Origin of the sequence: Actinoallomurus rhizosphaericola, assembly GCF_024055675.1 — a bacterium.
Taxonomy (GTDB): domain Bacteria; phylum Actinomycetota; class Actinomycetes; order Streptosporangiales; family Streptosporangiaceae; genus Actinoallomurus; species Actinoallomurus soli.
Genome location: NZ_JAMXMW010000002.1, coordinates 83652 through 109355, shown reverse-complemented (window position 1 = coordinate 109355; position 25704 = coordinate 83652). Strand labels below are relative to the sequence as shown.

At 72.3% G+C, this 25704-nt stretch carries 29 protein-coding genes; 16 read left to right on the top strand and 13 right to left on the bottom strand.

Annotated elements, in window-relative coordinates:
* Nucleotides 1-30: 30 nt before the first annotated feature.
* Nucleotides 31-882: a peptidoglycan recognition protein family protein gene (locus NE234_RS04420; RefSeq protein WP_252777542.1), complete on the bottom strand. Its 852-nt coding sequence runs from the start codon at nucleotides 880-882 to the stop codon at nucleotides 31-33.
* Between the two features lie 218 nt (nucleotides 883-1100).
* Between NE234_RS04420 and dapE the strand changes: the two genes are divergently transcribed.
* Nucleotides 1101-2156, top strand: coding sequence for a succinyl-diaminopimelate desuccinylase (dapE, locus tag NE234_RS04415; protein WP_252777541.1), 1056 nt, complete (start codon nucleotides 1101-1103; stop codon nucleotides 2154-2156).
* Between the two features lie 107 nt (nucleotides 2157-2263).
* The gene (locus NE234_RS04410; protein ID WP_252777540.1) at nucleotides 2264-2659 is read left to right on the top strand and encodes a MerR family transcriptional regulator; all 396 of its coding nucleotides are present in this window, start codon (nucleotides 2264-2266) and stop codon (nucleotides 2657-2659) included.
* A gap of 9 nt (nucleotides 2660-2668) precedes the next feature.
* Here NE234_RS04410 and NE234_RS04405 read toward each other — a convergent pair whose 3' ends face one another.
* Both NE234_RS04405 and NE234_RS04400 read right to left on the bottom strand, forming a co-directional pair.
* The gene (locus tag NE234_RS04405) at nucleotides 2669-4825 is read right to left on the bottom strand and encodes a bifunctional polysaccharide deacetylase/glycosyltransferase family 2 protein (protein ID WP_252777539.1); all 2157 of its coding nucleotides are present in this window, start codon (nucleotides 4823-4825) and stop codon (nucleotides 2669-2671) included.
* On the bottom strand, nucleotides 4825-5328 hold the full coding sequence (locus NE234_RS04400; RefSeq protein ID WP_252777538.1) for a hypothetical protein: 504 nt from the start codon (nucleotides 5326-5328) through the stop codon (nucleotides 4825-4827). The genes NE234_RS04405 and NE234_RS04400 overlap by 1 nt, the downstream gene beginning before the upstream one ends.
* Nucleotides 5329-5444: 116 nt before the next feature.
* Here NE234_RS04400 and NE234_RS04395 point away from each other — a divergent pair, with 116 nt between their 5' ends.
* Nucleotides 5445-6251 carry an LOG family protein gene (locus NE234_RS04395; protein ID WP_252777537.1) on the top strand — a complete coding sequence of 269 codons (807 nt, stop codon included), beginning with the start codon at nucleotides 5445-5447 and terminating at the stop codon, nucleotides 6249-6251.
* The gene (locus NE234_RS04390) at nucleotides 6251-6835 is read left to right on the top strand and encodes an LOG family protein (RefSeq protein WP_252777536.1); all 585 of its coding nucleotides are present in this window, start codon (nucleotides 6251-6253) and stop codon (nucleotides 6833-6835) included. Before NE234_RS04395 ends, NE234_RS04390 begins: the two co-directional genes overlap by 1 nt.
* A 70-nt stretch (nucleotides 6836-6905) precedes the next feature.
* Here NE234_RS04390 and NE234_RS04385 read toward each other — a convergent pair whose 3' ends face one another.
* Nucleotides 6906-7436 carry a hypothetical protein gene (locus NE234_RS04385; RefSeq protein WP_252777535.1) on the bottom strand — a complete coding sequence of 177 codons (531 nt, stop codon included), beginning with the start codon at nucleotides 7434-7436 and terminating at the stop codon, nucleotides 6906-6908.
* A gap of 86 nt (nucleotides 7437-7522) precedes the next feature.
* On the opposite strand from NE234_RS04385, the gene NE234_RS04380 reads away from it, so the two are divergent.
* The 3 genes from NE234_RS04380 to NE234_RS04370 are packed head-to-tail and all read left to right on the top strand — an operon-like array spanning nucleotide 7523 to nucleotide 9218.
* The gene (locus NE234_RS04380) at nucleotides 7523-8227 is read left to right on the top strand and encodes a hypothetical protein (protein ID WP_252777534.1); all 705 of its coding nucleotides are present in this window, start codon (nucleotides 7523-7525) and stop codon (nucleotides 8225-8227) included.
* A complete protein-coding gene (locus NE234_RS04375) occupies nucleotides 8224-8652 on the top strand; it encodes an SRPBCC family protein (protein ID WP_252777533.1) in 429 nt (142 codons plus the stop codon). The genes NE234_RS04380 and NE234_RS04375 overlap by 4 nt, the downstream gene beginning before the upstream one ends.
* The gene (locus NE234_RS04370; protein ID WP_252777532.1) at nucleotides 8649-9218 is read left to right on the top strand and encodes a DNA-3-methyladenine glycosylase I; all 570 of its coding nucleotides are present in this window, start codon (nucleotides 8649-8651) and stop codon (nucleotides 9216-9218) included. Before NE234_RS04375 ends, NE234_RS04370 begins: the two co-directional genes overlap by 4 nt.
* A 38-nt stretch (nucleotides 9219-9256) precedes the next feature.
* Here the strand turns inward: NE234_RS04370 and NE234_RS04365 are convergent, their stop codons facing one another.
* On the bottom strand, nucleotides 9257-11842 hold the full coding sequence (locus tag NE234_RS04365; protein WP_252777531.1) for an FtsX-like permease family protein: 2586 nt from the start codon (nucleotides 11840-11842) through the stop codon (nucleotides 9257-9259).
* Nucleotides 11839-12582: an ABC transporter ATP-binding protein gene (locus NE234_RS04360; protein WP_252777530.1), complete on the bottom strand. Its 744-nt coding sequence runs from the start codon at nucleotides 12580-12582 to the stop codon at nucleotides 11839-11841. Before NE234_RS04360 ends, NE234_RS04365 begins: the two co-directional genes overlap by 4 nt.
* A 132-nt stretch (nucleotides 12583-12714) precedes the next feature.
* Between NE234_RS04360 and NE234_RS04355 the strand changes: the two genes are divergently transcribed.
* The 3 genes from NE234_RS04355 to NE234_RS04345 all read left to right on the top strand — a co-directional run bounded on the left by NE234_RS04355 (nucleotide 12715) and on the right by NE234_RS04345 (nucleotide 15556).
* Complete coding sequence (locus NE234_RS04355; RefSeq protein ID WP_252777529.1) at nucleotides 12715-13998, top strand: sensor histidine kinase; 1284 nt, start codon at nucleotides 12715-12717, stop codon at nucleotides 13996-13998.
* Nucleotides 13989-14627, top strand: coding sequence for a response regulator transcription factor (locus NE234_RS04350; RefSeq protein ID WP_252777528.1), 639 nt, complete (start codon nucleotides 13989-13991; stop codon nucleotides 14625-14627). Before NE234_RS04355 ends, NE234_RS04350 begins: the two co-directional genes overlap by 10 nt.
* Nucleotides 14628-14731: 104 nt before the next feature.
* Nucleotides 14732-15556, top strand: coding sequence for an SDR family oxidoreductase (locus NE234_RS04345; protein WP_252777527.1), 825 nt, complete (start codon nucleotides 14732-14734; stop codon nucleotides 15554-15556).
* On the opposite strand, the gene NE234_RS04340 is transcribed toward NE234_RS04345, so the two are convergent.
* Complete coding sequence (locus NE234_RS04340; RefSeq protein WP_252777526.1) at nucleotides 15557-16402, bottom strand: SDR family oxidoreductase; 846 nt, start codon at nucleotides 16400-16402, stop codon at nucleotides 15557-15559. It abuts the gene before it with no gap.
* A gap of 67 nt (nucleotides 16403-16469) precedes the next feature.
* On the opposite strand from NE234_RS04340, the gene NE234_RS04335 reads away from it, so the two are divergent.
* From NE234_RS04335 to NE234_RS04325, 3 genes are all read left to right on the top strand, one after another.
* Nucleotides 16470-17030 (top strand): MarR family winged helix-turn-helix transcriptional regulator, encoded by a 561-nt coding sequence (locus NE234_RS04335; RefSeq protein ID WP_252777525.1) that lies wholly within the window; start codon nucleotides 16470-16472, stop codon nucleotides 17028-17030.
* A 74-nt stretch (nucleotides 17031-17104) separates the two neighbouring features.
* Nucleotides 17105-17662, top strand: a complete 558-nt coding sequence (locus NE234_RS04330; RefSeq protein ID WP_252777524.1) for an RNA polymerase sigma factor — start codon at nucleotides 17105-17107, stop codon at nucleotides 17660-17662.
* Entirely contained in the window at nucleotides 17659-18618 is a 960-nt protein-coding gene (locus NE234_RS04325; RefSeq protein WP_252777523.1) for a CU044_5270 family protein, read from the top strand. The genes NE234_RS04330 and NE234_RS04325 overlap by 4 nt, the downstream gene beginning before the upstream one ends.
* Before the next feature lie 72 nt (nucleotides 18619-18690).
* On the opposite strand, the gene NE234_RS44105 is transcribed toward NE234_RS04325, so the two are convergent.
* Together NE234_RS44105 and NE234_RS04320 are read right to left on the bottom strand one after the other, a co-directional pair.
* Entirely contained in the window at nucleotides 18691-18822 is a 132-nt protein-coding gene (locus tag NE234_RS44105; RefSeq protein WP_256528306.1) for a hypothetical protein, read from the bottom strand.
* Nucleotides 18823-19185: 363 nt separating this feature from the next.
* Nucleotides 19186-20379, bottom strand: coding sequence for an MFS transporter (locus tag NE234_RS04320; RefSeq protein WP_252777522.1), 1194 nt, complete (start codon nucleotides 20377-20379; stop codon nucleotides 19186-19188).
* Between the two features lie 160 nt (nucleotides 20380-20539).
* Between NE234_RS04320 and NE234_RS04315 the strand changes: the two genes are divergently transcribed.
* Nucleotides 20540-20968, top strand: a complete 429-nt coding sequence (locus NE234_RS04315; protein ID WP_252777521.1) for a bleomycin resistance protein — start codon at nucleotides 20540-20542, stop codon at nucleotides 20966-20968.
* 52 nt (nucleotides 20969-21020) lie between these two features.
* Here NE234_RS04315 and NE234_RS45795 read toward each other — a convergent pair whose 3' ends face one another.
* Both NE234_RS45795 and NE234_RS04310 read right to left on the bottom strand, forming a co-directional pair.
* Nucleotides 21021-21110, bottom strand: coding sequence for a DUF397 domain-containing protein (locus NE234_RS45795; protein WP_406566937.1), 90 nt, complete (start codon nucleotides 21108-21110; stop codon nucleotides 21021-21023).
* 17 nt (nucleotides 21111-21127) lie between these two features.
* Nucleotides 21128-21874 (bottom strand): helix-turn-helix domain-containing protein, encoded by a 747-nt coding sequence (locus NE234_RS04310; RefSeq protein ID WP_252777520.1) that lies wholly within the window; start codon nucleotides 21872-21874, stop codon nucleotides 21128-21130.
* Nucleotides 21875-21906: 32 nt separating this feature from the next.
* On the opposite strand from NE234_RS04310, the gene NE234_RS04305 reads away from it, so the two are divergent.
* Nucleotides 21907-22296 carry an ATP-binding protein gene (locus NE234_RS04305; RefSeq protein ID WP_256528353.1) on the top strand — a complete coding sequence of 130 codons (390 nt, stop codon included), beginning with the start codon at nucleotides 21907-21909 and terminating at the stop codon, nucleotides 22294-22296.
* Between the two features lie 20 nt (nucleotides 22297-22316).
* Here the strand turns inward: NE234_RS04305 and NE234_RS04300 are convergent, their stop codons facing one another.
* Together NE234_RS04300 and NE234_RS04295 are read right to left on the bottom strand one after the other, a co-directional pair.
* The gene (locus tag NE234_RS04300; protein WP_252777518.1) at nucleotides 22317-22880 is read right to left on the bottom strand and encodes a GNAT family N-acetyltransferase; all 564 of its coding nucleotides are present in this window, start codon (nucleotides 22878-22880) and stop codon (nucleotides 22317-22319) included.
* Nucleotides 22881-22963: 83 nt separating this feature from the next.
* Complete coding sequence (locus NE234_RS04295; RefSeq protein WP_252777517.1) at nucleotides 22964-25030, bottom strand: carbohydrate ABC transporter permease; 2067 nt, start codon at nucleotides 25028-25030, stop codon at nucleotides 22964-22966.
* 144 nt (nucleotides 25031-25174) lie between these two features.
* On the opposite strand from NE234_RS04295, the gene NE234_RS04290 reads away from it, so the two are divergent.
* The gene (locus NE234_RS04290; RefSeq protein ID WP_252777516.1) at nucleotides 25175-25648 is read left to right on the top strand and encodes a MarR family winged helix-turn-helix transcriptional regulator; all 474 of its coding nucleotides are present in this window, start codon (nucleotides 25175-25177) and stop codon (nucleotides 25646-25648) included.
* Nucleotides 25649-25704 lie beyond the last annotated feature (56 nt).

The following is a 25704-nucleotide window of genomic DNA, read 5'->3' as shown; positions in this document are numbered from 1 at the left end:
GTGCCCCTCGGAGGGGCACGGGCCCGGCCGTCAGGGACGGCGTTCGGCGGCGCCCACGGCGGGGCCGTGGTCGCCGAGGGTCCGCGGTGCGGGCAGGCCGGACCGCCGAACGGGCGCCTCGGCGCGCGCGGCGGACGCCAGGCCGAGGGTGCCGGCGACCTCCGAACGGAGCCGGGGCAGCTGGGCGTAGAGGGCGTCGCCGGGGCACTGCGTGGTGGAGTTGTAGTCGCGGTGGCCGACGATGGCGGTGGACGGTGAGAGCCCGTAGATGTCGCACAGCCACGCGAGGGTCTGGACGAGCGAGTTCCAGAGGGCGGCCGGCGGGAGTTCGGTGATGTAGGTGCCCTCGTTCTCGATGCCGAGGGTGTGGCCGTTCTCGTTCGCGCACTGGGCGCCCAGGACGTTCGCGCCCTTGCCGATGGCCTCGATGGAGCGGTTGCGGCCCTCCATCACGTAGCCGCCGCGGCTGATGGTGAGCTGCTGCCCGGTGTCGCTCCAGCCGTTGGTGTCCATGTGGAGGTCCTGGCAGTCGCGGGAGAGCTGGAAGGCGTGGGCGAGCGAGTAGTCGGTGGAGTTCGGGAAGGCCATGTGGTGCACGATCAGGTGATCGGGCGCCTTGATGATCGTGGCGGGTGAGGTCGGCGGCCGTGCGCCCCACTCGGCGCGCGTGTAGATGTGCGGCGCGGTGACGGCGCGCGCGGAGTGCGGGCGGGTGAGGTCGACGGCGCCGAGGAGGACGGCGCCGCCCGCGACGGCGGCGGCGCGCCGGAGCACCTCCCGGCGGCCGGGGCCGGAGCGGCGGGTGAGGTCGGCACGGCGGTCGGAGTCGGGGGCGGGCGGGGATGGGACGGGACTGCGGGGGTGGGCGGGGACGTGGGTCATGGCGGGGAGGTCCTTCCGGCGGGGGTGAAGGGGTGATCCGCTCCCTCACAGGTAAATAACCAACGCGCCAGGCCGGAAGTAAGTGGAAAATTCCCCTAATACTCGGCGTCTTCGTTGGCAGGTCAGCGCATCCGCGCAGTTCAAGACGATTGAGGCCGTGGCCCCGGCCACCGGGCGGCTGGCCGGATCCGGGCATCACTGGCGTAGGCTCAGGCTCCATGCGGCTTGATCTGACTCAGGACGTCGCGTCCCTGACCGCGGCGATCGTCGACATCGAATCGGTGAGCGGCAGCGAGAAGACCCTCGCCGACGCGGTCGAGGAGGCGCTGCGCGCCCTGCCCCACCTGTCCGTCGAGCGGGACGGCGACACCGTCATCGCGCGGACGTCGCAGGGCCGGAGCGAGCGGGTCGTGATCGCCGGGCACCTCGACACCGTCCCGATCAACCAGAACCTCCCCTCCCGCGTCGAGGGCGACCGCCTGTACGGCTGCGGGACCGGTGACATGAAGGCGGGCGTCGCCGTACAGCTCAAGCTGGCCACCATCCCGGAGACCACCCGGGACGTCACGTACTTCTTCTACGAATGCGAGGAGATCGAGGAGGAGCGCAACGGCCTCAAGCGCATCGGCCAGACCTGCCCCGAGCTCCTGCAGGCCGACTTCGCCGTCCTGATGGAGCCGTCGGGCGGCATCGTCGAAGGCGGCTGCCAGGGCACGATCCGCATCGAGGTCAAGGTCCCCGGAGAACGCGCGCACAGCGCGCGGTCCTGGATGGGGACGAACGCCATCCACCAGGCCGGCGCGGTGCTCGACCTCCTGCGGTCGTACGAGCCGGCGCGGCCCGTGGTGGACGGCCTGGAGTACCACGAGGGGCTCAACGCGGTGTTCGTCCGGGGCGGCGTCGCGGGCAACGTGATCCCCGACGAGTGCGTCGTCACGATCAACTACCGCTTCGCGCCCGACAAGTCCCTCGCGGAGGCCGAGCGCTACCTCCGGAAGCTGTTCGACGGCTACGAGGTCACCGTCGTCGACGGCGCGCCCGGCGCGCGCCCGGGCCTGACGCATCCGGTCGCGGCGGCGTTCACCGAGGCCACCGGCGGAGAGGCGCGCGCCAAGTTCGGCTGGACGGACGTGGCGAGGTTCTCCGAGCTGGGCATCCCCGCCGTCAACTACGGTCCCGGCGAGCCGAGCCTGTCGCACACCCGGGACGAGTACGTCGAGATCCCGCGTATCTTCGCCAGTGAGGAACGCATGCGGACCTGGCTCACGACCTGACGGACGCCGCCCGCACCCGGGCGGCGGCGGGGTGACGTGGTCCGCACCGACGACACGGACGAATTCCCCCGACTCCTGCAGCGGCATCGACCTGGGAAGGTGGCCTCATGGGCCAGGTTCTGGCCGACGGACTGACGATCGCGGAGGCGGCCGAGCGCACCGGCGTCTCCACGCACACCCTGCGCTACTACGAGCGGATCGGCGCGTTCCGGGAGCCCCCGGAGCGCGACGCCAGCGGCCACCGCCGCTACACCGAACGCGACCTGTCCTGGATCACCCTGCTGACGCGGCTGCGCGCGACCGGGATGCCCATCGCGACCCTCCTGCGCTACGCCGAGCTGGCCCGGGAGGGCAACGGCACGGCGGCCGACCGCAAGGCGCTCCTCGTGGCGCACCGCGCGGAGGTGGCCGCGCGCATCGACGAGCTGCAGCGGGACCTCGAGCTCATCGACCACAAGATCAACGTGTACGAGGAGATCGAGCGGACCCGCCTCGGCCGGTGACGGAGGCCGTCAGACGCCGACCCGGGACGGCAGGGGGTCTCCCTCCGCGAACGTCCCGGTCCGGCGGATGACGTGCCAGCGCAGCCGGGCGCCCAGCACGGCCGTGACCAGCGACTGGATGACGACCAGGTACATCAGCTGCCGGTAGACGATCTGCTGGAGCGGCATCACCCAGAGAGTCCTCAGGCGTTCGCCGTCGAGACGCAGCGCGTACATCGCGGCCGCCGCCTGCGCCACGGTGAACGCCACCCAGGACCCCACGACGGTCAGCGGGTTCATGACGAACACGCCGTACACCGCGAAGAGGTCGACCACGGGCGCGAGGCACGGCAGCGCGACCTGGAAGAGGGTCAGGTACGGCAGGCAACGGCGGCCGAACCGGCCCGACCGGCCTCGCTGGACCAGCGCCCGCTTGTGCTTCCACATCGCCTGCAGGGTCCCGTAACACCACCGGTACCGCTGCCGCCAGAGCTGCCGCAGCGAGGACGGCGCCTCGGTCCACGCGAGGGCGGTCTCCTCGTACACGACCCGCCAGCCCGCGCGGCAGATCGCCATGGTCAGGTCGGTGTCCTCGGCAAGAGTCTCGGTGCTGAGGCCGCCGACCGAGGCCAGGGCCGCCCGCCGGAAGGCGCCGATCGCGCCGGGCACGGTGGGCATGCACTCGAGAACGTCGAACATCCGCCGGTCGAGGTTGAACCCGATGACGTACTCAAGGTGCTGCCAGCGGCCGATGAGACCCTTGCGGTTGGCCACCTTGGTGTTGCCGCTGACCGCTCCGACACGCGGGTCGTCCAGCGGACGGACGAGGTTGCCGATCGTGTCGCGCTGGAAGACCGTGTCGCCGTCGACCAGGACCAGCACCTCATGGGAGGCGTGCGCGATGCCGGTGTTCAGCGCGGCCGGTTTGCCGCCGTTCGGCCGCCGGACGAACCGGACGTTCGCGAACTCCCGCTCCAGGCGCGCGCCGATGACCGGGGTGTCGTCGGTGGACCCGTCGTCGACGATCAGCACCTCGATGGGGGCCGGGTAGTCGGTGGCGACGAGGGAGCGCACCGTCGCCGCCAGGCCGACCTCCTCGTTGTACGCCGGGACGATCACCGACACCGGCGGCGGAACGTTCCCGGTGGCGTGGTGCGACCTGGCGCGGCGGCGGCGCTCGCGTCGCACCCGCCGTACGTGGACGTGCGCGAATAGCGGGAGGGCGAACAGCCGGAGAGTGGTCAGCACGCCGGCGATCCCGAACAGGATGCCGAGCCAGCCGGTCAGCCGGTCGGACCAGCGCTGGCCGTCGATCAGCGCGGTTCCGGTCACCCTGTCGAGGGTCGGGGCGGGCACGTCGGCGGCCGGCAGCCGCATCGCCTGGCTGAGCGTGGTGAACCGGTATCCCTCGGCGGACAGGCGGGTCAGCAGCACGTCGAGGGCCCGCACCGTCTGGCTCCGGTCGCCGCCCGAGTCGTGCATCATCAGGACCGCGCCGGCGCCCTTCCGGGGCGTCGCGGCCTGCACGATCTTGTCCACGCCCGGGCGCTTCCAGTCCTCGGTGTCCTGGTCGGTGAGCGCCACGACGTAGCCCTGCCGGCCGGCCTCCTGCGCCGCGCGGTACTCGGGTGCCGACAGGCCGTCCGGCACGGAGGAGTACGGCATCCGGATGAGCCGGGTGTGGATCCCGGCCGCGCCGGCGAGCGCCCGCTGGGTCAGGTCCAGCTCGAAGCGGATGCGCCAGGGGGACGAGCTCGCCATGTCGATGTGGGTGTAGGTGTGCGAGCCGATCTCGTTGCCCTCGCGGATGGCCCGGTCGACGATGTCGGGGTGGTCGGCGACGTGCGCGCCGATGACGAAGAAGGTCGCGTGCGCCCCGTGGCGGCGCAGCACGTCGAGGATCTGCGGGGTCCAGCGGGGGTCCGGGCCGTCGTCGAAGGTCAGCGCGATCGTACGGCGGGGGGCGCGGACGCTCTTGGGGGTGCCGTCCGACAGGTTGACGACGGGGCCGCCGTCGGCGACGGCGGCCGGCGCCGAACCGTCCTTGGAGTACTCGTGCTGCGTCGATTCTCCGACGACGCCGTGCGCGTATCCCGCCAGCAGGAGACCGCCGACCAGCGTGAGGGCGCCGAGGAGCAGCAGGAGCCAGTGGCCGCGTGGGTCGCGCCGCCTCTTCTCGCGTGCCATCAGGTGTGCCTCGGGTGCGGGCTCCTCGTCAGCCCGACGCCCTTGCCCTTGCCCTTGCCGTGGGTCGTCGGCGTGGCGGTCGGGACCGCCGGGGCGGAGGTGGTCGTCCCGGTGGTCGGCGTCGCGGATCCCCCCGGGGTGGGGCTCGTGCCGGTGGTGGGGGCGGCACCGGCCTTCGGGGAGCCGGACGCGCGGCCGGTCTGTGCCGGGTCGCTCGGCGACCGGTGGCCGGTCGGGCCTCCGCTGGGGAAGGAGCCGTCGGCCCCGCCGCGGGGCATGAGCAGCTGTCCGGCGTGACCGTGGCCGGACGCCGAGTGATGCGTCTGGGGCCACGGAGTCAGCGGCACACGCGCACCGGTGGCCATCCCGACCGCGACGAGTACGAGGTAGCCCGCGATGAGGCACCCGAGCGCGATCCCCGTACGGCGCATGATCCGAGCCCGGCGCCCCGTCGGATCGACGAAAACGGGGTCCGGTTCCAGGACCTCAGTCGCTTGGTTCACGGGAGGAGTCTAGAACCAGACAAATCGACATACGGCACTAAAGCATTCTTCGTTCGGCAACGGGTATGTCTCAACGTCGGTCTGAGGAGGTTGCGCGGCTGGTTACGGTAAGGGCCATGCGACCTGAAGAGACGCCGCGCAGGAGACGACAGGGTCCCGTGACGCTCCGCGGCAAGGCGATCCCCGCCACCACCACCGACCAGCGCCTCCTCGACTCCCGCGGCCCCTCGGACTGGCTGCACACCGACCCCTGGCGGGTGCTCCGCATCCAGGCGGAGTTCGTCGAGGGATTCGGCCTGCTGGCGGAGCTGCCGCGCGCGGTGAGCGTCTTCGGCTCCGCGCGGACGAAGCCGGGCTCGGAGGAGTACGAGCTGGCCGAACGCATCGGCACGCTCCTCGTCGACGCCGGCTACGCCGTCATCACCGGCGGCGGCCCCGGCATCATGGAGGCCGCGAACAAGGGAGCCGACGAGGCCGGCGGCCTCTCGGTCGGGCTCGGCATCGAGCTGCCGTTCGAGCAGAAGCTGAACGACCACATCGACGTCGGCGTGGAGTTCCGTTACTTCTTCGTCCGCAAGACGATGTTCGTGAAGTACTCCCAGGCATTCGTCGTGCTCCCCGGCGGATTCGGGACGCTGGACGAGCTGTTCGAGGCCGTGACACTCGTGCAGACCAAAAAGATCACGCGCTTCCCGATCGTGCTCGTCGGCACGGACTACTGGGGCGGCCTGGTCCAGTGGATCAAGGACCAGATGCTCCCCGCGGGCAAGATCTCTCCTGAGGACCTGGAGCTGATCTCCGTCACCGACGACCCCGCCGAGGTCGTCGACCGCATCAGGCGCGCCCACGAGACCCAGGAGCGCCAACTGGAGGAGCGCGCGGCCCAGGAGGCCCAGGTGCGCGACGGAGGGAACGGAAGCTGATGCGCGTCTGCGTTTTCTGCTCGTCCAGCGGCCGCATCGACCGGCGCTACGTCGAACTGGCCGCCGAGGCCGGCGCCGAGCTCGCCCGGCGGGGCCACACCCTGGTCAGCGGCGGCGCCACCGTCTCCTGCATGGGGGCCGTCGCCCAGGCCGCACGCGAGGGCGGCGCCCAGACCGTCGGCGTCATCCCCAAGGCCCTCGTCGACGTGGAGATCGCCGACGACGACTCGGCGGAGCTGATCGTCACCGAGGACATGCGCTCGCGTAAGGGCGAGATGGACCGCCGGTCCGACGCGTTCCTCGTCCTGCCGGGCGGGCTGGGCACCCTTGAGGAGCTCTTCGAGATCTGGACCGCGCGGGTCCTCGGCATGCACGAGAAGCCGATCGCGATCCTCGACCCGTACGGCCTGTACGAGCCGCTGCGCGACCTGATGAAGCACCTGCTCGACGAGGGGTTCGCCCGGCCACGCATCTTCGACGCGGTCGGCTGGGCCACGACCGTCGAGGAGGCGTTCGACCACCTGGAGCGCTCGCCCGTGCGCATGCAGCCGACCGCGGAGGACTACATCGAGTCCGAGCCCTGATCCGCCGGGCCCCGGCGCCCGGTCGGGCCGTGGCCGCGCCGGCGGCCGGGCCGCGAGCCGGCGGCCGCCGTCAGGCGAGGCCGCGGCGTGAGACGGCCGGCGGGCGTGTCCCGATGATCGAGGCGACCATGTCGAGCACCTGGCGCGTCGCGTCGGCGTCGGCCGTACGGAAGACCCGGGCGCCGGCCCAGGCGAACACCGACGCGACGGCGGGCTCGGCCGCGTCCACGGCCACGGCCCGTCCGGCCGCCGCGAGGCGTTCGGCCGCGTACGGGTCGGTGGCGCGGACGAGCACCCCGTCCGGGCGGACCCCGGCGGCCCGCTCCGGCGCCGAGCACAGCAGCGCCGCCCCGGTCGCCGCGGCCACGCCGGCGAACGCGTCACCGATCAGGAGGTCGGCCCCGGCCCGTGCACAGGCGACCGCCTGCTCGGGGGATGACGGGGCCACCGCGATCACCGGGGCCCGCGGGTCCGCCCGGGCCGCGCGGATGGCCTCTGGGTCGGCGGCGATCTCGGCGATGTCGGCGCCCTCGGCGAGACCCTTCGTCATCACCATGAAAGCGCCGGGAAAGACGACCCGGGTCCCGAGACGCAGCTCCATGCTCTGATCGTGGCATATGCGCCGGGAACGACGTCCGTGAGAGCGGGTTGACGCACCGTACCGCATGGATGTGGCACGATCGGTACATGCTCGTCACCATCACCGTGGCCCTCGCCGCGCTGGGCGTCCTGGCGGCGATCGTCGTCGTGGCCACCGGTGGCGGCGGGGAGCTTTCCGCCGAGCACCCCGACCATCCGCGGCTGGCGCTGCCGGGCCGGCGCCCGGCCGGTGGCACGGACGCCGTGCTGCTCCGCCTGCCGATGGGGCTCTGGGGCTACCACAAGCAGATCACCGACGAGGCGCTGGAGCGCTTCGCGCACGAGCTGACCGAGCGCGACACGCGCATCGCCGTGCTGGAGCAGGAGCTGGCGGAGGCACGACGGCGCCTGAACGAGGAGCCGGAACGCTCGACCTGGCGGCCGGCCGTCCCGCCGGCGTCCCCCGCGCCCGACGCGATGGACCTGCGCGACCCGTTCGAGCCGGTGGATCCGCGGCCCTCCGGTGAGGGCGACCCGCCTTCGCCGCCTCACCACGTCCAGGAGGCGGCGCCCTGGGAACGACCGGCGGAGCGGCCGGCCGATCCGCCGCAGACCCGGTGGGAGCGGCCCGCCGACCCGCCGCCGCAGACCCGGTGGGAGCGGCCCGCCGACCCGCCGCCGCAGACGATCGTCGACAAGGTCGTCTTCGACCCGCGGACCGGCGGGGACGCCGAGGAGGGCGCGGACGAGACGCGCCGGCCGGGTGACCTGCATGAGGCGGGCGAGAGCGACCGACGGGGGGAGGACGGATGAGCAGAGTCGCGGTGCACGCGTCGGCCGACGTTCCGGCGCCCGCGGAGCGGGTGTGGGAGGTGCTCGTCGACTGGCCGCGGCACTCGGAGTGGGTGCCGCTGACCCGCGCGGAGGGCGGCGCGGGCGACGGAGCGAGCGTCGAGGCGTGGACGGGCGTCGGCCCCGTCGGCTTCCTCGACACCATGGTGGTCAGCGAGTGGCGGCCGCCGCACCGGGTCCGCGTGCGGCATACCGGCGGTCTGGTGCGCGGTGAGGGACGGTTCGACCTGCTGGACCTGCCCGAGGGCCGGTGCCGTGTCACCTGGGCCGAGCTGCTCGACCTGCCGCTGGGGCCTCTCGGCCGGGTCGGCTGGCTCGCGATCGGGCCGGCGGCCCGCCTCATGCTGCAGACGTCGCTGCATCGTCTCGCTAGTATGTTCGAATGATTGTCATCGGCCCGGACGGGTTGGCGCGGTGCCCGTGGGGCGTCTCCGCGCCCGACTACATCGCCTACCACGACGACGAGTGGGGCCGCCCGGTCCGCGACGACCGCGGGCTGTACGAGCGGTTGTGCCTGGAGGCGTTCCAGTCCGGGCTGTCGTGGCTGACGATCCTGCGCAAGCGCGAGGGCTTCCGGCGGGCGTTCGACGACTTCGACCTGGAGAAGGTCGCGGCGTACGGCCCGGCCGACGTCGAACGGCTGCTGGCCGACGCCTCGATCGTCCGGAACCGCCGCAAGATCGACGCGACGATCGCGAACGCCCGGGCGGCGCTCGACCTGCCCGACGGCCTGGCCGCGCTGGTCTGGGCGTACGCCGACCCGGATGCCCCGGCGCCCAAGACCGGCGCTGACGTGCCCGCCACGACGCCCGGCTCCACGGCGCTCGCCAAGCAGCTCAAGAAGCACGGCTTCCGGCACGTCGGCCCGACCACCGTCTACGCCCTCATGCAGGCCTGCGGCCTGGTCGACGACCACCTCGCCGACTGCCACCGCCGCGGCGCCTACCGGTAGGGGCCGCCTCGCCGGGGCGGTGGGTCCCCCGGCCGCGGTCACTCCGCCTTGGCGGCCTCGAGCACCGGCACTCCGGCGGCGCGGCGGGCGGGCAGCGCGGACGTCGCCCAGGTGACGGCGGCCGCGCCCAGGACCACGGTGGCGAGCAGCCACCACGGCAGGTGCACCCGGATGTAGGAGCTGCCGGTGGCCACGTGCAGCAGCGCCACCGTGCCGACGGCCACGCCCATGCCGAGCAGCACGCCCAGCAGGACGACCGTCGCCGCCTCCCAGCGCACGATCGACCGGATCTGCCGGACGGTCGTCCCGACCGCCCCGAGCATCCCGAACTCCCTCGTCCGCTCCGACACGCTCAGCGACACGGTCGTGGCCATGCCGAACAGCGCGATCAGCAGGGACATCGCGATGAACCCGTAGATCACCCGCACGCCCTGCTCCATCGCGGCCGCCGCCACGCGTACGTAGGCCGCCCGGTCGTAGACCCGGGCCACCGGGACGTCGGAGACGGCCGCCGCCAGGGCCGCCGCCGGCGCGGTGCCCCGGACGAGCACGGCCGAGGTGTTCGCGCCCGGGTCCAGCGTCGCCATCGTGGCCGGGGCGACCAGCGCCTGGTCGGCGAACAGGTGCGACGGGTCGTGGTACCGGCCGGCCACGGTGAGCGTCACGTCGCCGCGCGCGCCGTGGACGACGATCCGGCGGCCGGGGCGCAGGCCGTACGCCTTGACCAGCGGCGACGTGACGCCGATCTCGCCGGGCCGCAACAGGGGGAGATGCCCGCCGAAGCGCAGCACCGGCCGTACGTCGGACGCGCCGGTGACGGTCAGCATGATCGGCATGCCGGGGTCGCTGTCGAACGCCTTGATCTTCGGTGACACGAGCCGTACCTCCGTCTGCGTCAGCGCGACCGCCGCCGTCACACCGGGGACCCGCGCGGCGCGGGCCGCGAGGTCGGCGGGCAGGGGAGCGGCCCCGCCGGACGTACGGCCGTTCCCGGCGATGACGTGGTCGGCGGCGAGGGTCTGCGCGCCCGCGGCACGGGACCGGTCGTGCACGGAGGTGATCAGCAGTCCGGTCGCGGCGACCAGCGCGACGCCGAGCATGAGGGACGCGGCCGCCGAGGAGACACGGCGCGGGCTGCGGGTGATCGTCGCGCGGGCGAGCCGGCCCGCCTCGCCGCTGACCAGCATGCCGAGCCGGCCGACCAGGCCGCCGAGCGGGCCGACGAAGAACGGCGCGAGCACGGCCAGCCCGGACACGCACACCATCGACCCGAGCAGGATGAGCACCGTGATGCCCACGGTCCGGTCGGTGCCGACGGACGTCGGGTCGTTCGCCACCGCGAACACCGGGCCGAAGAACATCCAGGACGCCCCGAAGACGGCGAGGGCGCCCACGATCCGGGGCCACGTGCGGCCCTTCTTCTCCGCCGTGGCCGACCGCAGCGCCTCGATCGGCGCGACCTTCGACGCCCGGCGGGCGGGCCGCCAGGCCGCGAGCTGCGTGGTCACGACGCCCGCCGCGAACGGGAAGGCCAGCGCGATCCAGCCGACGCTGACCTCACCGGCGGAGATGTCGAAGCCGTCCTGGGCGAACAGCCGCGTGAGGACCTCCGCCACGCCGTACCCGACGAGCAGGCCGCCCGCCGACGCGATCACGGCCAGCACGAGCGCCTCCAGACGGACGAGCCGCCTGATCTGCCGGGGCCGGGCGCCGATCGCCGCGAGGAGGGCCAGCCGCCGGGTCCGCTGGCGGACCATCGTGCCGAAGGCGTTCGCGACGACGAACAGGCCGGTGAACACCGCGACGGAGGCGAGCATGCCGATCGCCCCGCCCACCGACGCGCCCGTGTCCTGCAGCTCGGCGGCCTGGTGGCGCCGCAGGTCGGAGGCCGTACGAACGACGGCGGGGCGCATCGGCGCGGCGAGCCGGTTCCGCAGGTCGCCGGCCGGAACCCCCGGCGCGGCCTTCACCCACAGGCTCTGCCAGGCGCCCGCGGCCAGGCCGGCCGCCCGGTGCACGGCGGCGGGCGTGCCCAGGACCAGGTCGCCGGACGCCACGGCGCCACGGCCCTGGACGGTGACGACGCCGACGATCCGGACTTTGCTCGACGTCTTCGGCAGGAGCAGCGTCGTGGTGGCCCCGGTTCCGAGCCGCCCGGCCGTCGCGACGTGCCGCACGACGGCCACCTCGTCGTCGGCGGCCGGGGCCCGCCCGGCCACCAGGTGGTAGGCGCTCAGGCGCGCGTCGGAGATCCAGGGGCGGAACATCGTCGCCGCGCCCGCCGGAGGCAGCACCGGTCTGCCGTGCGCCCCGATGACCGTGACCGGTACGGCGGCGTCCCCCGCGACCGCCGCCACGCCGGGCACGGACGCGATCGCGCCGGGCCGTACCTCGCCCCGGGGAACGGCGAACGACTCCTCCGGGTCGATCCCGGGCGGCTGCACGAGCACGTCCGCCTTGGCGTACTCGCTGGCGTCCGACCCGGACACCGCCGACTCAGCGCGCAGCGCGAACTGCAGCGACCCCGACATCAGCCCCACCGAGAACAGCACGGCGAGCACGGTCGCGGTCAGCCGAGCCCAGTCCTGGGCGAACGACCGGCGTGCGATCAGCCACATGCTCATGCCTCCATCCGGCGCATGACGCCGTGGACGGCGTCGATCGTCGGGCCGGCCAGCTCGTGGACGATCCGGCCGTCCGCCAGGAACAGCACCCGGTCGGCGTACGACGCGGCGAGCGGGTCGTGGGTCACCATCACGACGGTCTGGCCGTACGTGTCGACCGCCGCGCGCAGGAACCGCAGCACCTCACCGCCCGCGGCGGAGTCGAGCTTGCCGGTCGGTTCGTCGGCGAACACCACCTCCGGACGGGTCAGCAGCGCCCGCGCGACCGCCACCCGCTGCTGCTGCCCGCCGGACAGCTCGGCGGGCCGGTGACCGAGCCGGTCTCGCAGCCCGAGCGCGTCGACGAGGACGCGGAACCACTCCCGGTCGACCCTCCGGCCGGCCATCCGCGCGGTGAGCCGGATGTTCTCCTCGGCGGTCAGCATCGGCAGCAGGTTGAACGACTGGAAGACGAAGCCGAGCTTCTCCCCGCGCAGCCGGGTCAGCCGGGTCCGCGACAGCTTCGTGATGTCGACGCCGTCGATGACGACCGCGCCCGAGGAGACGGTGTCCAGCCCGGCGAGGCAGTGCAGGAACGTCGACTTGCCCGACCCGGACGGGCCCATGATCGCGGTGAACTGCCCGCGCGCGAACGCGGCCGAGACGCCGCGCAGCGCTGCCACCGCGTTCTCCCCGGAGCCGTACGTCTTCACGAGTGAGTCCGCCTGGGCGACGGGTGCCAGGGCAGTCGTCTGAGTCATGCCTCAAGCCAACGGGAAACGGGCCCCGGCCACACTGGCGCGCTCTGGAGTTCCTCGGTAGGGCTGCCCCCATCCGGCAGGGTCTACTCTCCTCGACCGACCGTCGGCGGGCCGGTCGCGTACGGTCGTGGCGTGAGCGGGACCGGGGACCAGGGCGTGCGCGGGCGCACGACGGTCTGGCGGGCGATGGCCCGGAGCCCGCTGCGGTTCGTCCTCTCGTCGTGGCCCTGGCGGGCGCTCGCGTACCTCGTCACGGGCGCGCCGATCGGCCTGTTCTGGCTCGCGCTCATCCTCGCGCTGCTGCTCCTGGGGCTGCTCCTGACGCCGGTGGTCGCCGGGGTCGCCCTGCTGGCCTTCGTCCCGATCCTCGCCGTGGCGCTGGCCGCGATCGAACGCCGGCGGCTGCGCTGGCTGGACCCGCGCCCGGCCCCCTCGCCGCACCGTGCCGTCACCCGGCAGGGGTTCCGGCCGTGGCTCCGGTTCCGGCTGCGGGAGGCCGCGTCGTGGCGGGAACTCGGCTACGCGCTCCTGCACGGGGTGCTGTCGGTGTTCGACGCCGCCGTGGTCTTCAACGTGGCCGCCTTCGCGGGCACGCCGATCGCCGCGCCGGCACTGGTGCGCGGCGGCGAACGGATCCAGTACGGCTCGCTGGCGACGATCGACACGCCGGGCGAGGCGTGGGCGGTGGTCCCCATCGGGTTCGCGGTGGCCGTGGCCGGCCTGTACGTCGTGACGCTGCTGGCGGCGGCACGCGCGGCGCTGGCCCGTGCGCTCCTCGTGCCGTCCGGTGAGGCGGAGCTGGGGGAGCGGCTGGTCGCGGTGACCGCCTCGCGCGCCCGGATGGCGGGCGCGTTCGAGACCGAGCGGCGGCGCATCGAACGCGACCTGCACGACGGCGCGCAGCAACGGCTCACCGGACTGATCATGCTGCTGGGCCTGGCCCGGCTCGACGGAGACAGCGAGCTGATCGGCAAGGCGCAGGACGAGGCGCGCGCGGCGCTGGCCGAGCTCCGCGACCTCGTCCGGGGCATCCATCCCTCGATCCTGACCGACCGGGGCCTGGAGGCGGCCGTACGGGCCCTGGCCGAGCGTTCCCCGGTGCCCGTCGAGGTGGACGTCGACCTGCCCGTACGCCCGCCCGAGCAGATCGAGTCGGCCGCGTACTTCGTCGTCGCCGAGGCCCTCACCAACGCGGCGAAGCACGGCGGCGCCCGGCGGGCTCGCGTGTTCGCGCGGGTGCTCGGCCGGCTGCTCATCGTCGAGATCCGCGACGACGGCACGGGCGGAGCGGACCCGGGGCGGGGCACGGGGCTGCAGGGCCTCGCCGACCGGGTGGCCGTCCACGACGGAACCCTCCGGCTGTCCAGCCCGCCCGGCGGCCCTACGATCATCCGGGTGGAGATGCCGTGCGAGTAGTGCTCGCCGAGGACTCGGTGCTGCTGCGCGAGGGCCTCATCCAGATCCTCGGCCGGTTCGGCCACGAGACGACGGCGGTCGGCGACGCGCCGGCACTGGTCGCCGCCGTCGCCGCCGACCGGCCGGACATCGTCGTCACCGACGTGCGAATGCCGCCCGGCCACCGGGACGAGGGGCTGCGGGCCGCGCTGGAGCTGCGGCGCGACCATCCCGGGCTGCCCGTTCTGGTGCTGTCGCAGTACGTCGAGCGGTCCTACGCCGCCGACCTGCTGCAGACCGGCGGCGGTGTCGGCTACCTGCTGAAGGACCGGGTCGGTGACGTCGCCGAGTTCATCGACGGACTGACCCGCGTCGCCGAGGGCGGCACCGTGATCGATCCGGAGGTCGTCCGGCGGCTCCTGTCCGAGCGGCACGACGGCTCACCGCTGCGGCGGCTGACCGACCGGGAGCGCCAGGTGCTCGAGCTGATGGCCGAAGGCCGTTCCAACGGCGCCATCGCCCGCCGGCTGGTCGTCACCGAGGCGGCCGTCGTCAAGCACGTCGGCTCGATCTTCATGAAGCTCGATCTGCCGCCCGCCCCGGACGATCATCGCCGCGTGCTCGCCGTCCTCGCCCACCTGCGCGGCTGACGGGCTTCGTCCTCCGCCGACGCGCGGTTGAACATGGTCGCTCTCGAGCCTCCGTCCCTGTATTCATGGATCCGGAGTGTTCGGACGTCCGAAGGGAGCCGGCCGTGATCCTCGTGACCGGAGCGACCGGGAACGTCGGCCGCCAGGTGGTCGAGCAACTGCTGCGAGAGGGCGCCGAGGTGCGGGCGATGACCCGCCGGCCGGACCAGGCCGGCCTGCCGGACGGCGTCGAGGTCGTGCGGGGCGACCTGACCGAGCCCGAGACGCTGCCCGCCGCGCTGCGCGGCGTCGAGCGGGTGTTCCTCTTCCCGCTGTCCGGCGCCATGGAGGGGTTCCTCGCCGCGGGCAAGCGGGCCGGGCTCCGGCACGTCGTGCTGATGTCCGCGTCGGCGGTGACGTACGAGCGGCCGAACGCGATCGGACGCCGCCACGAGGCCATCGAGCGGGCCGTGCGGGACTCCGGGCTGCCGTGGACGATCCTGCGGCCCAGCGCCTTCATGAGCAACGACCGGAACTGGGCCCCGCAGATCCGCGCCACCGGCGTCGTCCGCTGGCTCGGGGACGACGCGGCCTCCACGCCGATCGACGAGCGCGACATCGCCGCCGTCGCCGTACGCGCGCTGCTCGACGACGGTCACGCGGGCCGGACGTACCTCCTGACCGGGCCCGAGGCGCTCACCGATCCGCAGCGGGTCGCGGTGCTCGGTGCGGCGCTCGGCCGTGAGCTGCGGTTCGACGGGCTGTCGCCGGAGGAGTTCCGTGCCGCCATGTCCCCGCACATGCCCGCCGAGATCGCCGACGCCCTGATCGCGATGCGCGCGGAGTCGAAGGAGATGGCCGGGGTGTCGCCCGCCCCGGCCGACCTCATCGGGCGGGAGCCTCACACGTACGCCGAGTGGGCCGCCTGCCACGCCGACGACTTCCGCTGATCAGTACCGCGTGTCGAGCGACACCCGCTCCCAGGCGTCCAGGTCGGCGAGCTGGCGGCGCAGCTTCTGCCGGATCCGCTCCACCGCCTCGGGGCCGAGCGGCAGGCGCAGCGGCGAGTCCTCGTCGTCGACCGCCTTGATGATCGCCTCGGCGGCCTTGGCCGGGTCGTTCGGCTGCACGCCGTCCTGGGCGGAGAAGCGCTGCCGCAGCGCACCGGCCGGGGTGTCGCGGTAGTCGTCGATCGGGTCGGCGAACCGCATGGACCGGCCGGCGAAGTCCGTACGGAACGGGCCCGGCTCGACGATGGTCACCCGGATGCCCAGCGGCCCGACCTCACCGGCCAGCGCCTCGGACATCCCCTCCAGCGCGAACTTGGAGGTCGCGTAGATGGCGTGGCCGGGGTTGCCGACCGCGCCGCCGACCGAGGACATCTGCACGATGTGACCCCGCCGCCGCGCCCGCATGTGCGGCAGCACGGCGCGGGTCACGGCGATGACGCCGAGCACGTTCGTGGCGAGCACCGCGTCGATCTGCTCGTCGGACAGCTCCTCCAGCGCGCCGATCAGCCCGTGACCGGCGTTGTTGACCAGCACGTCGATCCGGCCGAACTCCTCGATCGCGGTACCGACGGCGGCCGCGACCTGGCCCGGGTCGGTGACGTCGAGCGCGACCGTGCGGACGAGCTCCGGTGCCCGCTCGACGAGGTCCTTGACGGTCTGCGGATCCCGCGCCGTGGCGACGACGCGCTCACCACGGGCCAGCGCGGTGTCGGCGATCGCACGCCCGAGACCGGTGCTGGTGCCGGTGATGAACCACACGCGGGGGTCGTTGTCGATATCAGGCATGCTCGATCCCTCGATTGGATACCTTGAAACTCAAGGCAAAATATCTTGAGACTCAAGGAAGTGTCCAGTGGCCGCAGAACACGGAGATGCGCACCCCGACTCGGTCGGCGCCGGCCTGCCCCGGTGGATCGGGCAGATGCCCTCCGGCGTCGACCCCGGCGTGGAGGCCGCCCGCCAGCGGATCGGCCGGATCGCCCGCCTCTTCGAGCGGATCCTCGAGCGGGCGGCCGGCCGCGAGTCGATCACCGTGGGCGACTGGGCGGCCCTGTCCGTCCTGCGGCGTTCCGGCCCGCCGTACGAGCGCACGCCCAAGCAGCTGGCCGACGCGCTGGGCCTGACCTCCGGCACGATCAGCGTCCGCGTCGACCGCCTCACCCGCGCCGGCCTCGTCGCACCCGCCCCGGCCACGGACGGCCGCAGCCGCCCGATCCGGCTGACCGAGGAGGGCCAGCGTCTCTGGAGCGCCGCCACGGCCCGGCGCACGATGGAGGAGCACCGCCTGTTCGGAAGCGCCCTCGACGAGGACGAGCTCGACCGGCTGAACTCCCTGCTCGGCGCCCTGCTGTCCCGCCTGGAGGAGGAGTTCGGCCCCGCCCCCCGCCACGACCGCCCCCGCCCCGGCTCCTGATCCGTACTTGGCCGGAGTCCCGGGTGGTGACGCGGATCACAGGAACCGGGGGGCGGCGGCGGACAGATACGAGCATGGAACGAACAGAGCGTGCCCGGCTCAGAGCCGGCGATCCGGCCGCTTTCAGCGAGCTGTTCGACGCGCACGCCCAAGCGATCTACCGGTATGCCGCCCGGTCGACCGGAGATCTGAACGCCGCCGAGGACGTGGTGTCCCTGACCTTCCTGGAGGCCTGGCGGCTGCGCGGACGGCTGGAGCCCGGCGACGCCGGCGTCCTGCCCTGGCTCTTCGGCCTCGCCACCAACGTCCTGCGCAACCAGGCCCGGGCCGCGCGCCGGCACCGGGCGGCGATGTCCCGGATGCCCCGGCGCGAGCAGCCTCCCGACTTCACCGACAAGGTGATCGGCCGCATGGCGGACGCCGAACGGGTGGCGGCCGCCCGCGCCGCGCTGGAGGAGCTGAGCGACGCCGACCGCGAGGTCATCGCCCTCTGCGTCTGGGCGGGTCTGGACTACACGGCCGCCGCCGAGGCGCTCGGGGTCCCCGTGGGCACGGTCCGGTCCCGGCTGTCGAGGGCGAGGGCCAAGCTGCGCACGCTCACCACGACGACGATGCAAAGAGGGAAACGATGAACGTCGAGTACGACGAGATCGCGCGGATGCTTCCCGAGCCCGGCGACCCGGAACTGTCGCCGCTCCGGCACCGGCAGCTCAAGGAGCACCTGATGCGCGAGACCAGCGCCCGGCCGCGGCGCCGCCGGCGGATCCGCCTGGTCGCGCTGCTGGCCCCCGTCGCCGCCGGGACGGCCGCGCTGGCCCTGACCCTCCCGTCACTGCTGGGGTCGGGCTCCCGCCAGGAGAACGTGTCGTACGTGCCGGCGCCGATCATCCGCGTGCCGGCCGTCTCCAAGGCGAAGGTCGCCCCGACGCTGGCCAGGATCGCGGACGCGGCCGCCCGCGGACCCGCGGCCGACGCCGGTCCGCACCGATACACCTACACCAAGAGCATGGTGGAGAGCACCCGCCCGACGGATCAGCGCACCTTCGGCGGCCCGGTCGAGATGATCGCGCTGCACGAACGGCAGACCTGGATCCCGCTGGACCTTTCCAAGGAGACGGGTCTCAGCAGGGAGAGCGGGCAGGAGACGACCCTGCACTCGGCCATCGACGCCCTGGGCTACCGGCAACTGGCCGCACTACCGTCCGACCCGGCCGCGCTGCTCGACCGGCTCTACACCCGTCAGGGCGACCGGGACCCGGGCCGGGCGTTCGACCAGATCCAGACCCTGATGTCCGAGGTCGTCGTGCCGCCGGCCACCCGCGCCGCGCTGTACCGCGCGACGGCGCTCATCCCCGGAGTGCGCGTGGTCTCCGACTCCCAGGACGCCCTCGGCCGCAAGGGGATCGCCGTGGCGTTCGACAAGGACGGCGAGCGCACCGAGTGGGTGTTCGACAAGACGTCGTTCGCCTACCTCGGCGACCGCGACTACCTGATCGCCGACTCCGACCGGGGCAAGGCCGGCACCCTGATGAGCGCCAGTGCCGTCCAGACCCAGACGGTCGTCGACGGCAAGGGCCACCGCCCCTGAACGGTCCCGACGGAGGCCCCGAACGCGGCGACCTTCAACGGGGTGAGGCCCCGGGCTCCGCCGGCTCAGCGGCTATGCCGTCGCCTCTCCGCGAAGCACGGCGATGAGCCTGTCGATGTCACTACGTGCCTGGACGGTACGGATCGGGTCGATGTGCTCGCGTGATGCGACGGTCTGACCGTCCCGGACCCGCATGAGCGTCATCCGAGCACCTCGCCCGCTCGCCGGGTGACCCATCGCGTTCCGGGCCGTCTACTCAGGGGAGACGATTTCTCCCCTGAGTAGACGGCCCGGGAAGGCAGGGTCCCCGCGGGTAGGTGTTTTGTCGGAGCCGCCCGTTCCGTCCCCACGTCATCCTTCGGGACCGTACCGATCGCTCGCACTGATCCCGAGTGCCTGCGACGCTCAGTGATGTACGGGCCTCGGTTCCGCGGTGTCACCCGGCAGGGACTTAGGAGGTGTCGTCGTACGGATCAGGCGCGGGGTCAGCCGAAGAGCGCGTCGATGAGTGCGCCCTGTCCCGATTGGAGGACGTGCGCGGCCTCCAGCGGGATCAGTGGAAGTGAGTCAAATCGGGCGATCGTACGCGCGCAGCGTGATCACTGCGGCAACCGCGATGGCGGCTGCGGTGATCGTGGTCGTTGCCGGCCAGCCGAACCGTTCGACGGCCGCCGCCCCGAAAGCGGTGCCGAGGCTTCCGCCGACGAAGTAGACGAGCATGTAGGCGCTGTTGAACCGTGCGGGTGCCCCGGGATCGATCGCGAGGATGGTGCTTTGATTCGCGACTTGTGCAGCGAACAGACCCGCGTCGAAGAGCGCCAGACAGGCCAGGGTCGCGGCAGCGCTCGGGAGTACGAACCCGATGGTTGCCGCCGCGGCTCCGGCGATCACGAGACCTACGAGGATCACGCGGCGCGCGCCCACGCGATCGGTGTAGATGCCCGAAACCCGAGTGGCGAGAATCCCGAGGAGTCCAGCAAGTGCGTACATACCAATACGCTCGGCCGAGTACGAGTACGGGGGCTTCGAGAGTGCGACCGCCAGCCCAGCCCACATCGCGCAGAACGCGAAGAACCACAGGGCGCCACGGGTGGCGGCCAACCGCAACGCCCGGTACCGGACGAGCAGGCCCGGGATCGACCTCAGTGTGGCGAGATAACCACGCTCGGCCTTTCCCCGAGTTCCTGGCACTACCAGCAGCAAGCCCACCGCGACGGCCGCACAGGCTGCGGCGAACACCATGAGCATGCCACGCCAGCCGATGACCTCGGCAAGCCAGCCGCCGACGATCCGGCCGGCGAGGATTCCCGCCGATATCCCGGCGGTCACGATCCCCAGCATCGTTGCTCGCCGATGCGGGGACGCGAGCCGGGCGACCACCGAACTGAGGCCTGCACCAACGGACGAGCAGGCCCCGATCACGCCGATCGCCGCCCCCAACGCCCATACGCTGTCGACGACAGCACTCAAGAACAGGGCGGCCGCCAGAACGCCGACCTGCGCCGAAAGCACCCGTCCCGGAGGAAATCGGTCGACCAGCGAGACAAGGAGACCGAGTCCGACCATGTACCCCATTGGCCCGCACGCGAGAGTGACCCCGACAGCGGCGAGCGAGGCGTCCAACGAGTTCGCCACATCGGCGATCGCCGGCTGCAACGGGTAGGTCGTCGCTGTCCCGAGCGCGGCCGCGAACGACATGAACCAAATGACAGGACTACGCAATCGGCGGTGCTGATCGACCCCGGAGAGATCAGTTCTCACCCGCCAACCGTAGGAAGCATCGGCGCAACGATGCTGGCGGGAAACAGACATCAACGTCACTGCGGAGAGTGGATGGCACGTCTGCCGCTCCGCCGTTGGTCGTCTTGTCCGGGCGGGCTTCGTCGGCTGGCCGGGATGGTGATTTGCGAGTATCCCTGAGATGGGTCAGGGTGACGAGATGTCGTGTCTGGTTCCGGAATTGATCGTCTCCGACATCGAGGCCAGCCTGGCTTTCTACCGCCTGCTGGGGTTCCAGGTGCGTTACGCGCGTCCGGAGGAGCGTTTCGCCTACCTGGAGCGAGGCGGGGCAGAGCTCATGCTGGAGCAGCCATTCAGTCGCGACCGGCTCTATCCCCGTGCGGAGCTCGACCACCCCTATGGACGGGGCGTCAATCTCACCATCGAGGTGGAGGATGTCGAGCAGATCTATGCCGCTGTGCTGGCCGCCGGCTGCGGATTGTTCTTGCCGCTGGAAGAGCGTTGGTACGAGCGAGCCGTGGATGCAGTGGGTGTGCGGCAGTTCGCCGTGCAGGATCCAGACGGCTATCTGTTGCGCCTGTCCCAGCATCTGGGGACGCGCCTGCGGTAAGCAGCCCCAGTCACGGGAGCAGTGTAGGTGGGGCGGTGGGTGACCAGGATGTCTAGGAGGCCTTCTCTCGCACCGCGACAATCGCCAACTCGACGCAGTTGTCGCCCGATTGGCCACTGCGGCTGCTCTTGCGCCAGATCATTGGAAGTCGAGGGGTGTTCACAGTGCCTCCCGGATCAGCCTGATGCTTTCGTTGGCGCTAACGGCGTGTGAGCGGATCAGCTCGAAACGCGTGACGGCGCGTGCTACATCTTTCTGCTGTTCGATCATGTGTCCGCCGCCTGAAGCACCTGCGAACGCCATGTCAGCTCCCTCGTCGAAACTCAGGATCGAGAACCCACCTTCTAGACCAGGGTACGCGCCTACGGACATCGGGACGAGCTGGATTATGACGTTATGGCACTCGGCCATTTGCAGTAGGTGAGCTAGTTGCTTCCGCATCACCTCGGGTCCGCCTACCTCTCGCCTGATGACGGTCTCGTCCAAGACGGCCCATAGGCGCGGAGGGGCGGGAGCCTTGCGGTGGAGGATGCGTTGCCGGTCGAGTCGTGCGGCGACTGTCTGCTCGATGTCTGCGGGGTCGCGTTCGGTAGCCAACAGCGCTCGGATGTATTCCTCGATCTGTAGCAGCCCGGGAACCAGCGATGGCTCGAAGGCGCGGATGTGCGTCGCGTCGGGCTCTCTGCGGGCGAAGGGGCGGAAGAAGTCGGGGAGCTCCTCGCGGACGATCAGGCCGTGAAGCCAGCCGAAGCGGTCGGTGGTGAAGAAGCGGTCGAGGTCCTTGGCGTGGTCGACGGTGGGGGAGCGGAACGCCGTCTCCAGGTTGCCGACCGTGGACTTGGCCCAGTGCAGCTGGTCGGCGAGCTCGGCCTGGGACAGGCTCGCGCCCTCGCGGTGCTTGCGCACCTCGAAGCCGAAGTAGGCGGTGAGGCTTTGATCTGGCGTTAGGGCCCTTTACCGCTGCGGAGAGCGCCGTCCCCGCCATTCGCCGGTGGGTGTCGATCGTCATCGCGCACCATGGCCGGCGGGAGACGTGTCCCGACGCCGAGCTGATCATTTCCGAACTCGCGACCAATGCCGTCAAGGCCGCGCCCGGAAAGCTGATCAAAGTGATGATCACATTGGACGGCGCGGAGAGCGTGCTGTCCGTCTGGGACCCGGCACCCGAGCTCCCGCAGGTCAGCGCGGAGCCGCTCGCCGACCTGGACGACGACGACTTCGACCACAACGGTGGCCGCGGACTCCTCCTCGTCCGTAGCGCCGCTCTCGCGTGGGGCTGTACGCCGACGCCGGATCGGGGCGGCAAATGGGTGTGGGCACGAATCTAGAAAGAGCCCCGGCTACCACCTCACCGGCTCCCGGCAATGGCGCAGGTGGCCGGCCGGTCGGACTCATGGCGGAACCAGCGGCTCGGAATGACCCGGCCGTCCGGGAGTTCATGGTGTTCCGGCCCCGCCATCGGGACGAAACCAGCCGACAGCAGGGCACCGATCGACGCGGAGTTCGAGACCTCCGCGCCTGCGTGGACCACCGCCAAGCCGAGGTGTTCGTGGGCGAACGCCGCGGCTCCGGCGAAAAGCTCGGTGCCCAGACCCTGATGCCGGAAACGCGGAGCCAGGTATCCGCCGACCTCCCATTCCCCGCCTTCGGCGCCGCGCACGCCGATGGAGCCGGCGAGGAGACCGCTCTGCCGGTCGATGGCGACCAATTCGACGTCATCGTCCGGTCCCCGGAACGGGCGGCCCTGGCCCGGCCGTCTCGCGAGTAGCCGATCCCGGTGATCCTCCAGGATCACGCCACCGGGCGGCCAGCCCAGCCAACGCTGTGCCTCCGGGTCGCTGGCGGCGGCCGCGGCGATGTTCAGGTCGAGGAGCGTGGCCGTCTGCAGGAACAGCCGCGGCGTGCTCAGCACGTGGCGTCTGCCTCGGCATTTCTCGACGCGCCGCACCCTGGTGGGCAGGCGAAGCATCCATCCTCCGGGTTCTGCGGGTCGCCTCAGTCGTCCTCGCGCTGCGGTGGGTCGTCGGCCGGCGTGTCCGCCGGAGCCGCGTCCGGGTCCTCGCGCGCGGCGGGTGATGCCTCCCCGTCGCTCCGCGTCCGCGTCTCGGGAGCGCCCTCCGGATCCGCCGGCGGCTCCGCCTCCGGCTCCGGCTTTGGATCGGCCGGGCTCGTCGTGGGGGCGGGCGAAGGGGGTGGTCCGTCGGGCGGCGGCGCGTACCCCGGTGGGGGCGGGTATCCGGGAGGAGGCCCGTACGAGGGCGGTGGGCCGTAACCGGGCGGGGGAGGCAACGGGAACGACGGCCCGGTGGGCGGCGGGAGGCCGGGGCCCGGGACCGGGACGGGTGGTCCTGCGGCCTGGAACGGCGGCGTGACTCCGAGGGCCTCCTCATCGGGGCCGGTCGTGATGACGAGCCGGTCGAGATAGAGGATCTGCAGCGCGGCGAGCGCGATGAGCGCCAGGACGACCACGACGATCGGCGTCGTCAGCCCGGTCCCGGTGTCGGTGCCGAAGGTCTGCTCGACGCGGATGATCAGCTCGAGCGGCGCCGTCTGGTTTCCGGGGCCGTCGCCGGCGATGGACGGCCACAGCAGGCCCTGTGCTCCGATCAGGGTGATCGCGCCGACGAGCAGACCCGCCAGGGGCAGCGCCGGGACGACGACCGTGGCGAAGAACGACGGACCGGCCGGGGCGCCGGCGGCGCGCTGCGCCCGCCACCGCGCGGCGTGTCTCCGGCAGAACAGCGTCAGGACGAACAGGGCGGGGACGCTCACGAGGATCGGCGAGATCAGCGCCGGGAACTTGCCGAGGAGGTCGAGGTCGCGCTCGTTCTGGTAGTCGGCGACGGCGAGCGGGCCGACGCCGACGAACAGCCACGGGGCGAACGGCAGGAGGAGCCACTCGCTGCGGCGGCCGAGCGGGCGCAGGCCGCCGATGCCCAGCGCCGCCAGGAACGCCGCGCCGACGGAGACGATGGCGCCCAGCAGCGGCGGGATCCACGTGTTCAGGTAGAGCCGGGCCGTGGAGTCGTGGGCCGAGCCGCCGGACCCGTGGGGGAACAGCGCGGAGAGCCAGGGCCAGGAGGCCAGGACGGTGAGGATCAGGACGACGACCACGGCCAGCAGCCCGATCGCCGACCGGCCGGCGTCCGGGCGCGGGCCGGGCTCCGGAGTTCCGCGCGGGGGTGCGGGGGCGAGCTTGACGCCGAGGCCCGTTCTGATCGCGATGAGGGCCACGGCCACGCCGAGGACCGCCAGGATCAGGCCGACCATGGTGGCCTGGGCCGAACCGAGGCCCAATTCGGCCAGACGGAAGGCCCTGCCGTATCCCAGGCCGACGGGGGTGACCGAGCGTCGCGAGTCGCCGAGCACCGCCGGGAAGGTGAACGCCTGAAGGCTCGTCGCGATTACCGCGAGCGCGACGATCGACGCGACCGCGAGCATGGCCGGGGTGACCCGCCGGCCTTCACGGCGGCCGCGCAGGACCGGCAGGAAGACCAGCAGCGCCAGGCCGCACACCACGCCGAACGTGGCCGCCGCCGTGATCAGCGGGATGACGGCGAACGCCTTGTCGGGGCTGTCGATCCGGCCGAAGATCCTCGCGACTCCGTTCCCTCCGACGCCGGCCTGCCCCAGGTGCCAGGCGACGGCGGTCGCCACCGGGGAGAAGACCACGAGCGGCAGGGACAGCAGGACGCGGCCGATGCGCCGCGGCCACGTTCCCGCCCCGTCCAGGGCCGCGGCGAGCGCCGGGCCGATCAGCACGGCGACGATGACCGGGGCGATGGCGAGCAGGACCGAGAAGCCGAACGCGCGCCAGACGTCGCCCTGCTTGAGGACGTTGAAGTAGTTGTCGAGGCCGACGAAATCGTGGGAACGGCCGAAGAGTTGGGACCTCTGGAAACTCTTCACGATCGTCTGGCCGGTCGGCACGATCAGGGTGATGAGCGCCAGGAGGGCGGCGGGGAGGGTGAGCAGCAGACCGGCGCCGCGATACCGGTCGGCAGGGGGCCGGCCGGTGACGGGTCGGCCTGTGACGGGTGGCGCCGGGGGGTGAGGGGCCATCGTCCGCTCCGCGTTCTTCCGCTCTGACTCATGTCATTGATCGCCAGTGCAGACCGTAACGCGTGAGAACGTTCTTGTCTCCCACCATTGGCCATGAACTATGACCATCATGGTGAATGTCCGCAAGAGCGTATGATCACCGGTATGGCGGACAAAAGCCACGAACCGGCAGAGAGTGTCTCCGCTACACCGCCTGAGCTCCGGGCCGGCACGGGCTATCTGCTGACCCGGCTCGGTGCCGAGTCGCGGCGGCGATGGGCGCGCATGCTGACCGAGCACGGCATGACGCCGCATCACTATGGGGCACTGATGACCTTGGAGGCCGTGAAGGTCACGCACCAGCAGCACCTCGCCGAGCTGATCGGCGTGGACCCGCGGAACGCCGTCTCGGTGGTCGACTTCCTGGAACGCCGCGGGCTGATCGAACGGACCCGGGACCCCGCCGACCGGCGCCGTCACACGATCAGGCTCACCGCGGAGGGCCGCGCCACGGCCGGGACCCTGCGCCGCGCGGGCGAGGTCATCGAGCGGGACATGCTCGCCGGGCTGACCGGCGACGAGCGGACCTCTCTGCACGCCCTGCTGCAACGGTTGTTCGAGGTGACCGTCGACCGCTGACCGGTCCTCGCCTTACCGCTCGATCATGCATCGGTCGGTAAGGATCTTGCCGTCGA

Coding starts and splice junctions, on each gene's coding strand:
- NE234_RS04420 (WP_252777542.1), bottom strand. CDS start 882: ATGACCCACGTCCCCGCCCACCCCCGCAGTCCCGTCCCATCCCCGCCC.
- dapE (WP_252777541.1), top strand. CDS start 1,101: ATGCGGCTTGATCTGACTCAGGACGTCGCGTCCCTGACCGCGGCGATC.
- NE234_RS04410 (WP_252777540.1), top strand. CDS start 2,264: ATGGGCCAGGTTCTGGCCGACGGACTGACGATCGCGGAGGCGGCCGAG.
- NE234_RS04405 (WP_252777539.1), bottom strand. CDS start 4,825: ATGGCACGCGAGAAGAGGCGGCGCGACCCACGCGGCCACTGGCTCCTG.
- NE234_RS04395 (WP_252777537.1), top strand. CDS start 5,445: ATGCGACCTGAAGAGACGCCGCGCAGGAGACGACAGGGTCCCGTGACG.
- NE234_RS04390 (WP_252777536.1), top strand. CDS start 6,251: ATGCGCGTCTGCGTTTTCTGCTCGTCCAGCGGCCGCATCGACCGGCGC.
- NE234_RS04385 (WP_252777535.1), bottom strand. CDS start 7,436: ATGGAGCTGCGTCTCGGGACCCGGGTCGTCTTTCCCGGCGCTTTCATG.
- NE234_RS04380 (WP_252777534.1), top strand. CDS start 7,523: ATGCTCGTCACCATCACCGTGGCCCTCGCCGCGCTGGGCGTCCTGGCG.
- NE234_RS04375 (WP_252777533.1), top strand. CDS start 8,224: ATGAGCAGAGTCGCGGTGCACGCGTCGGCCGACGTTCCGGCGCCCGCG.
- NE234_RS04370 (WP_252777532.1), top strand. CDS start 8,649: ATGATTGTCATCGGCCCGGACGGGTTGGCGCGGTGCCCGTGGGGCGTC.
- NE234_RS04365 (WP_252777531.1), bottom strand. CDS start 11,842: ATGAGCATGTGGCTGATCGCACGCCGGTCGTTCGCCCAGGACTGGGCT.
- NE234_RS04360 (WP_252777530.1), bottom strand. CDS start 12,582: ATGACTCAGACGACTGCCCTGGCACCCGTCGCCCAGGCGGACTCACTC.
- NE234_RS04340 (WP_252777526.1), bottom strand. CDS start 16,402: ATGCCTGATATCGACAACGACCCCCGCGTGTGGTTCATCACCGGCACC.
- NE234_RS04330 (WP_252777524.1), top strand. CDS start 17,105: ATGGAACGAACAGAGCGTGCCCGGCTCAGAGCCGGCGATCCGGCCGCT.
- NE234_RS04325 (WP_252777523.1), top strand. CDS start 17,659: ATGAACGTCGAGTACGACGAGATCGCGCGGATGCTTCCCGAGCCCGGC.
- NE234_RS44105 (WP_256528306.1), bottom strand. CDS start 18,822: ATGACGCTCATGCGGGTCCGGGACGGTCAGACCGTCGCATCACGCGAG.
- NE234_RS04315 (WP_252777521.1), top strand. CDS start 20,540: ATGGGTCAGGGTGACGAGATGTCGTGTCTGGTTCCGGAATTGATCGTC.
- NE234_RS45795 (WP_406566937.1), bottom strand. CDS start 21,110: ATGATCTGGCGCAAGAGCAGCCGCAGTGGCCAATCGGGCGACAACTGC.
- NE234_RS04295 (WP_252777517.1), bottom strand. CDS start 25,030: ATGGCCCCTCACCCCCCGGCGCCACCCGTCACAGGCCGACCCGTCACC.
- NE234_RS04290 (WP_252777516.1), top strand. CDS start 25,175: ATGGCGGACAAAAGCCACGAACCGGCAGAGAGTGTCTCCGCTACACCG.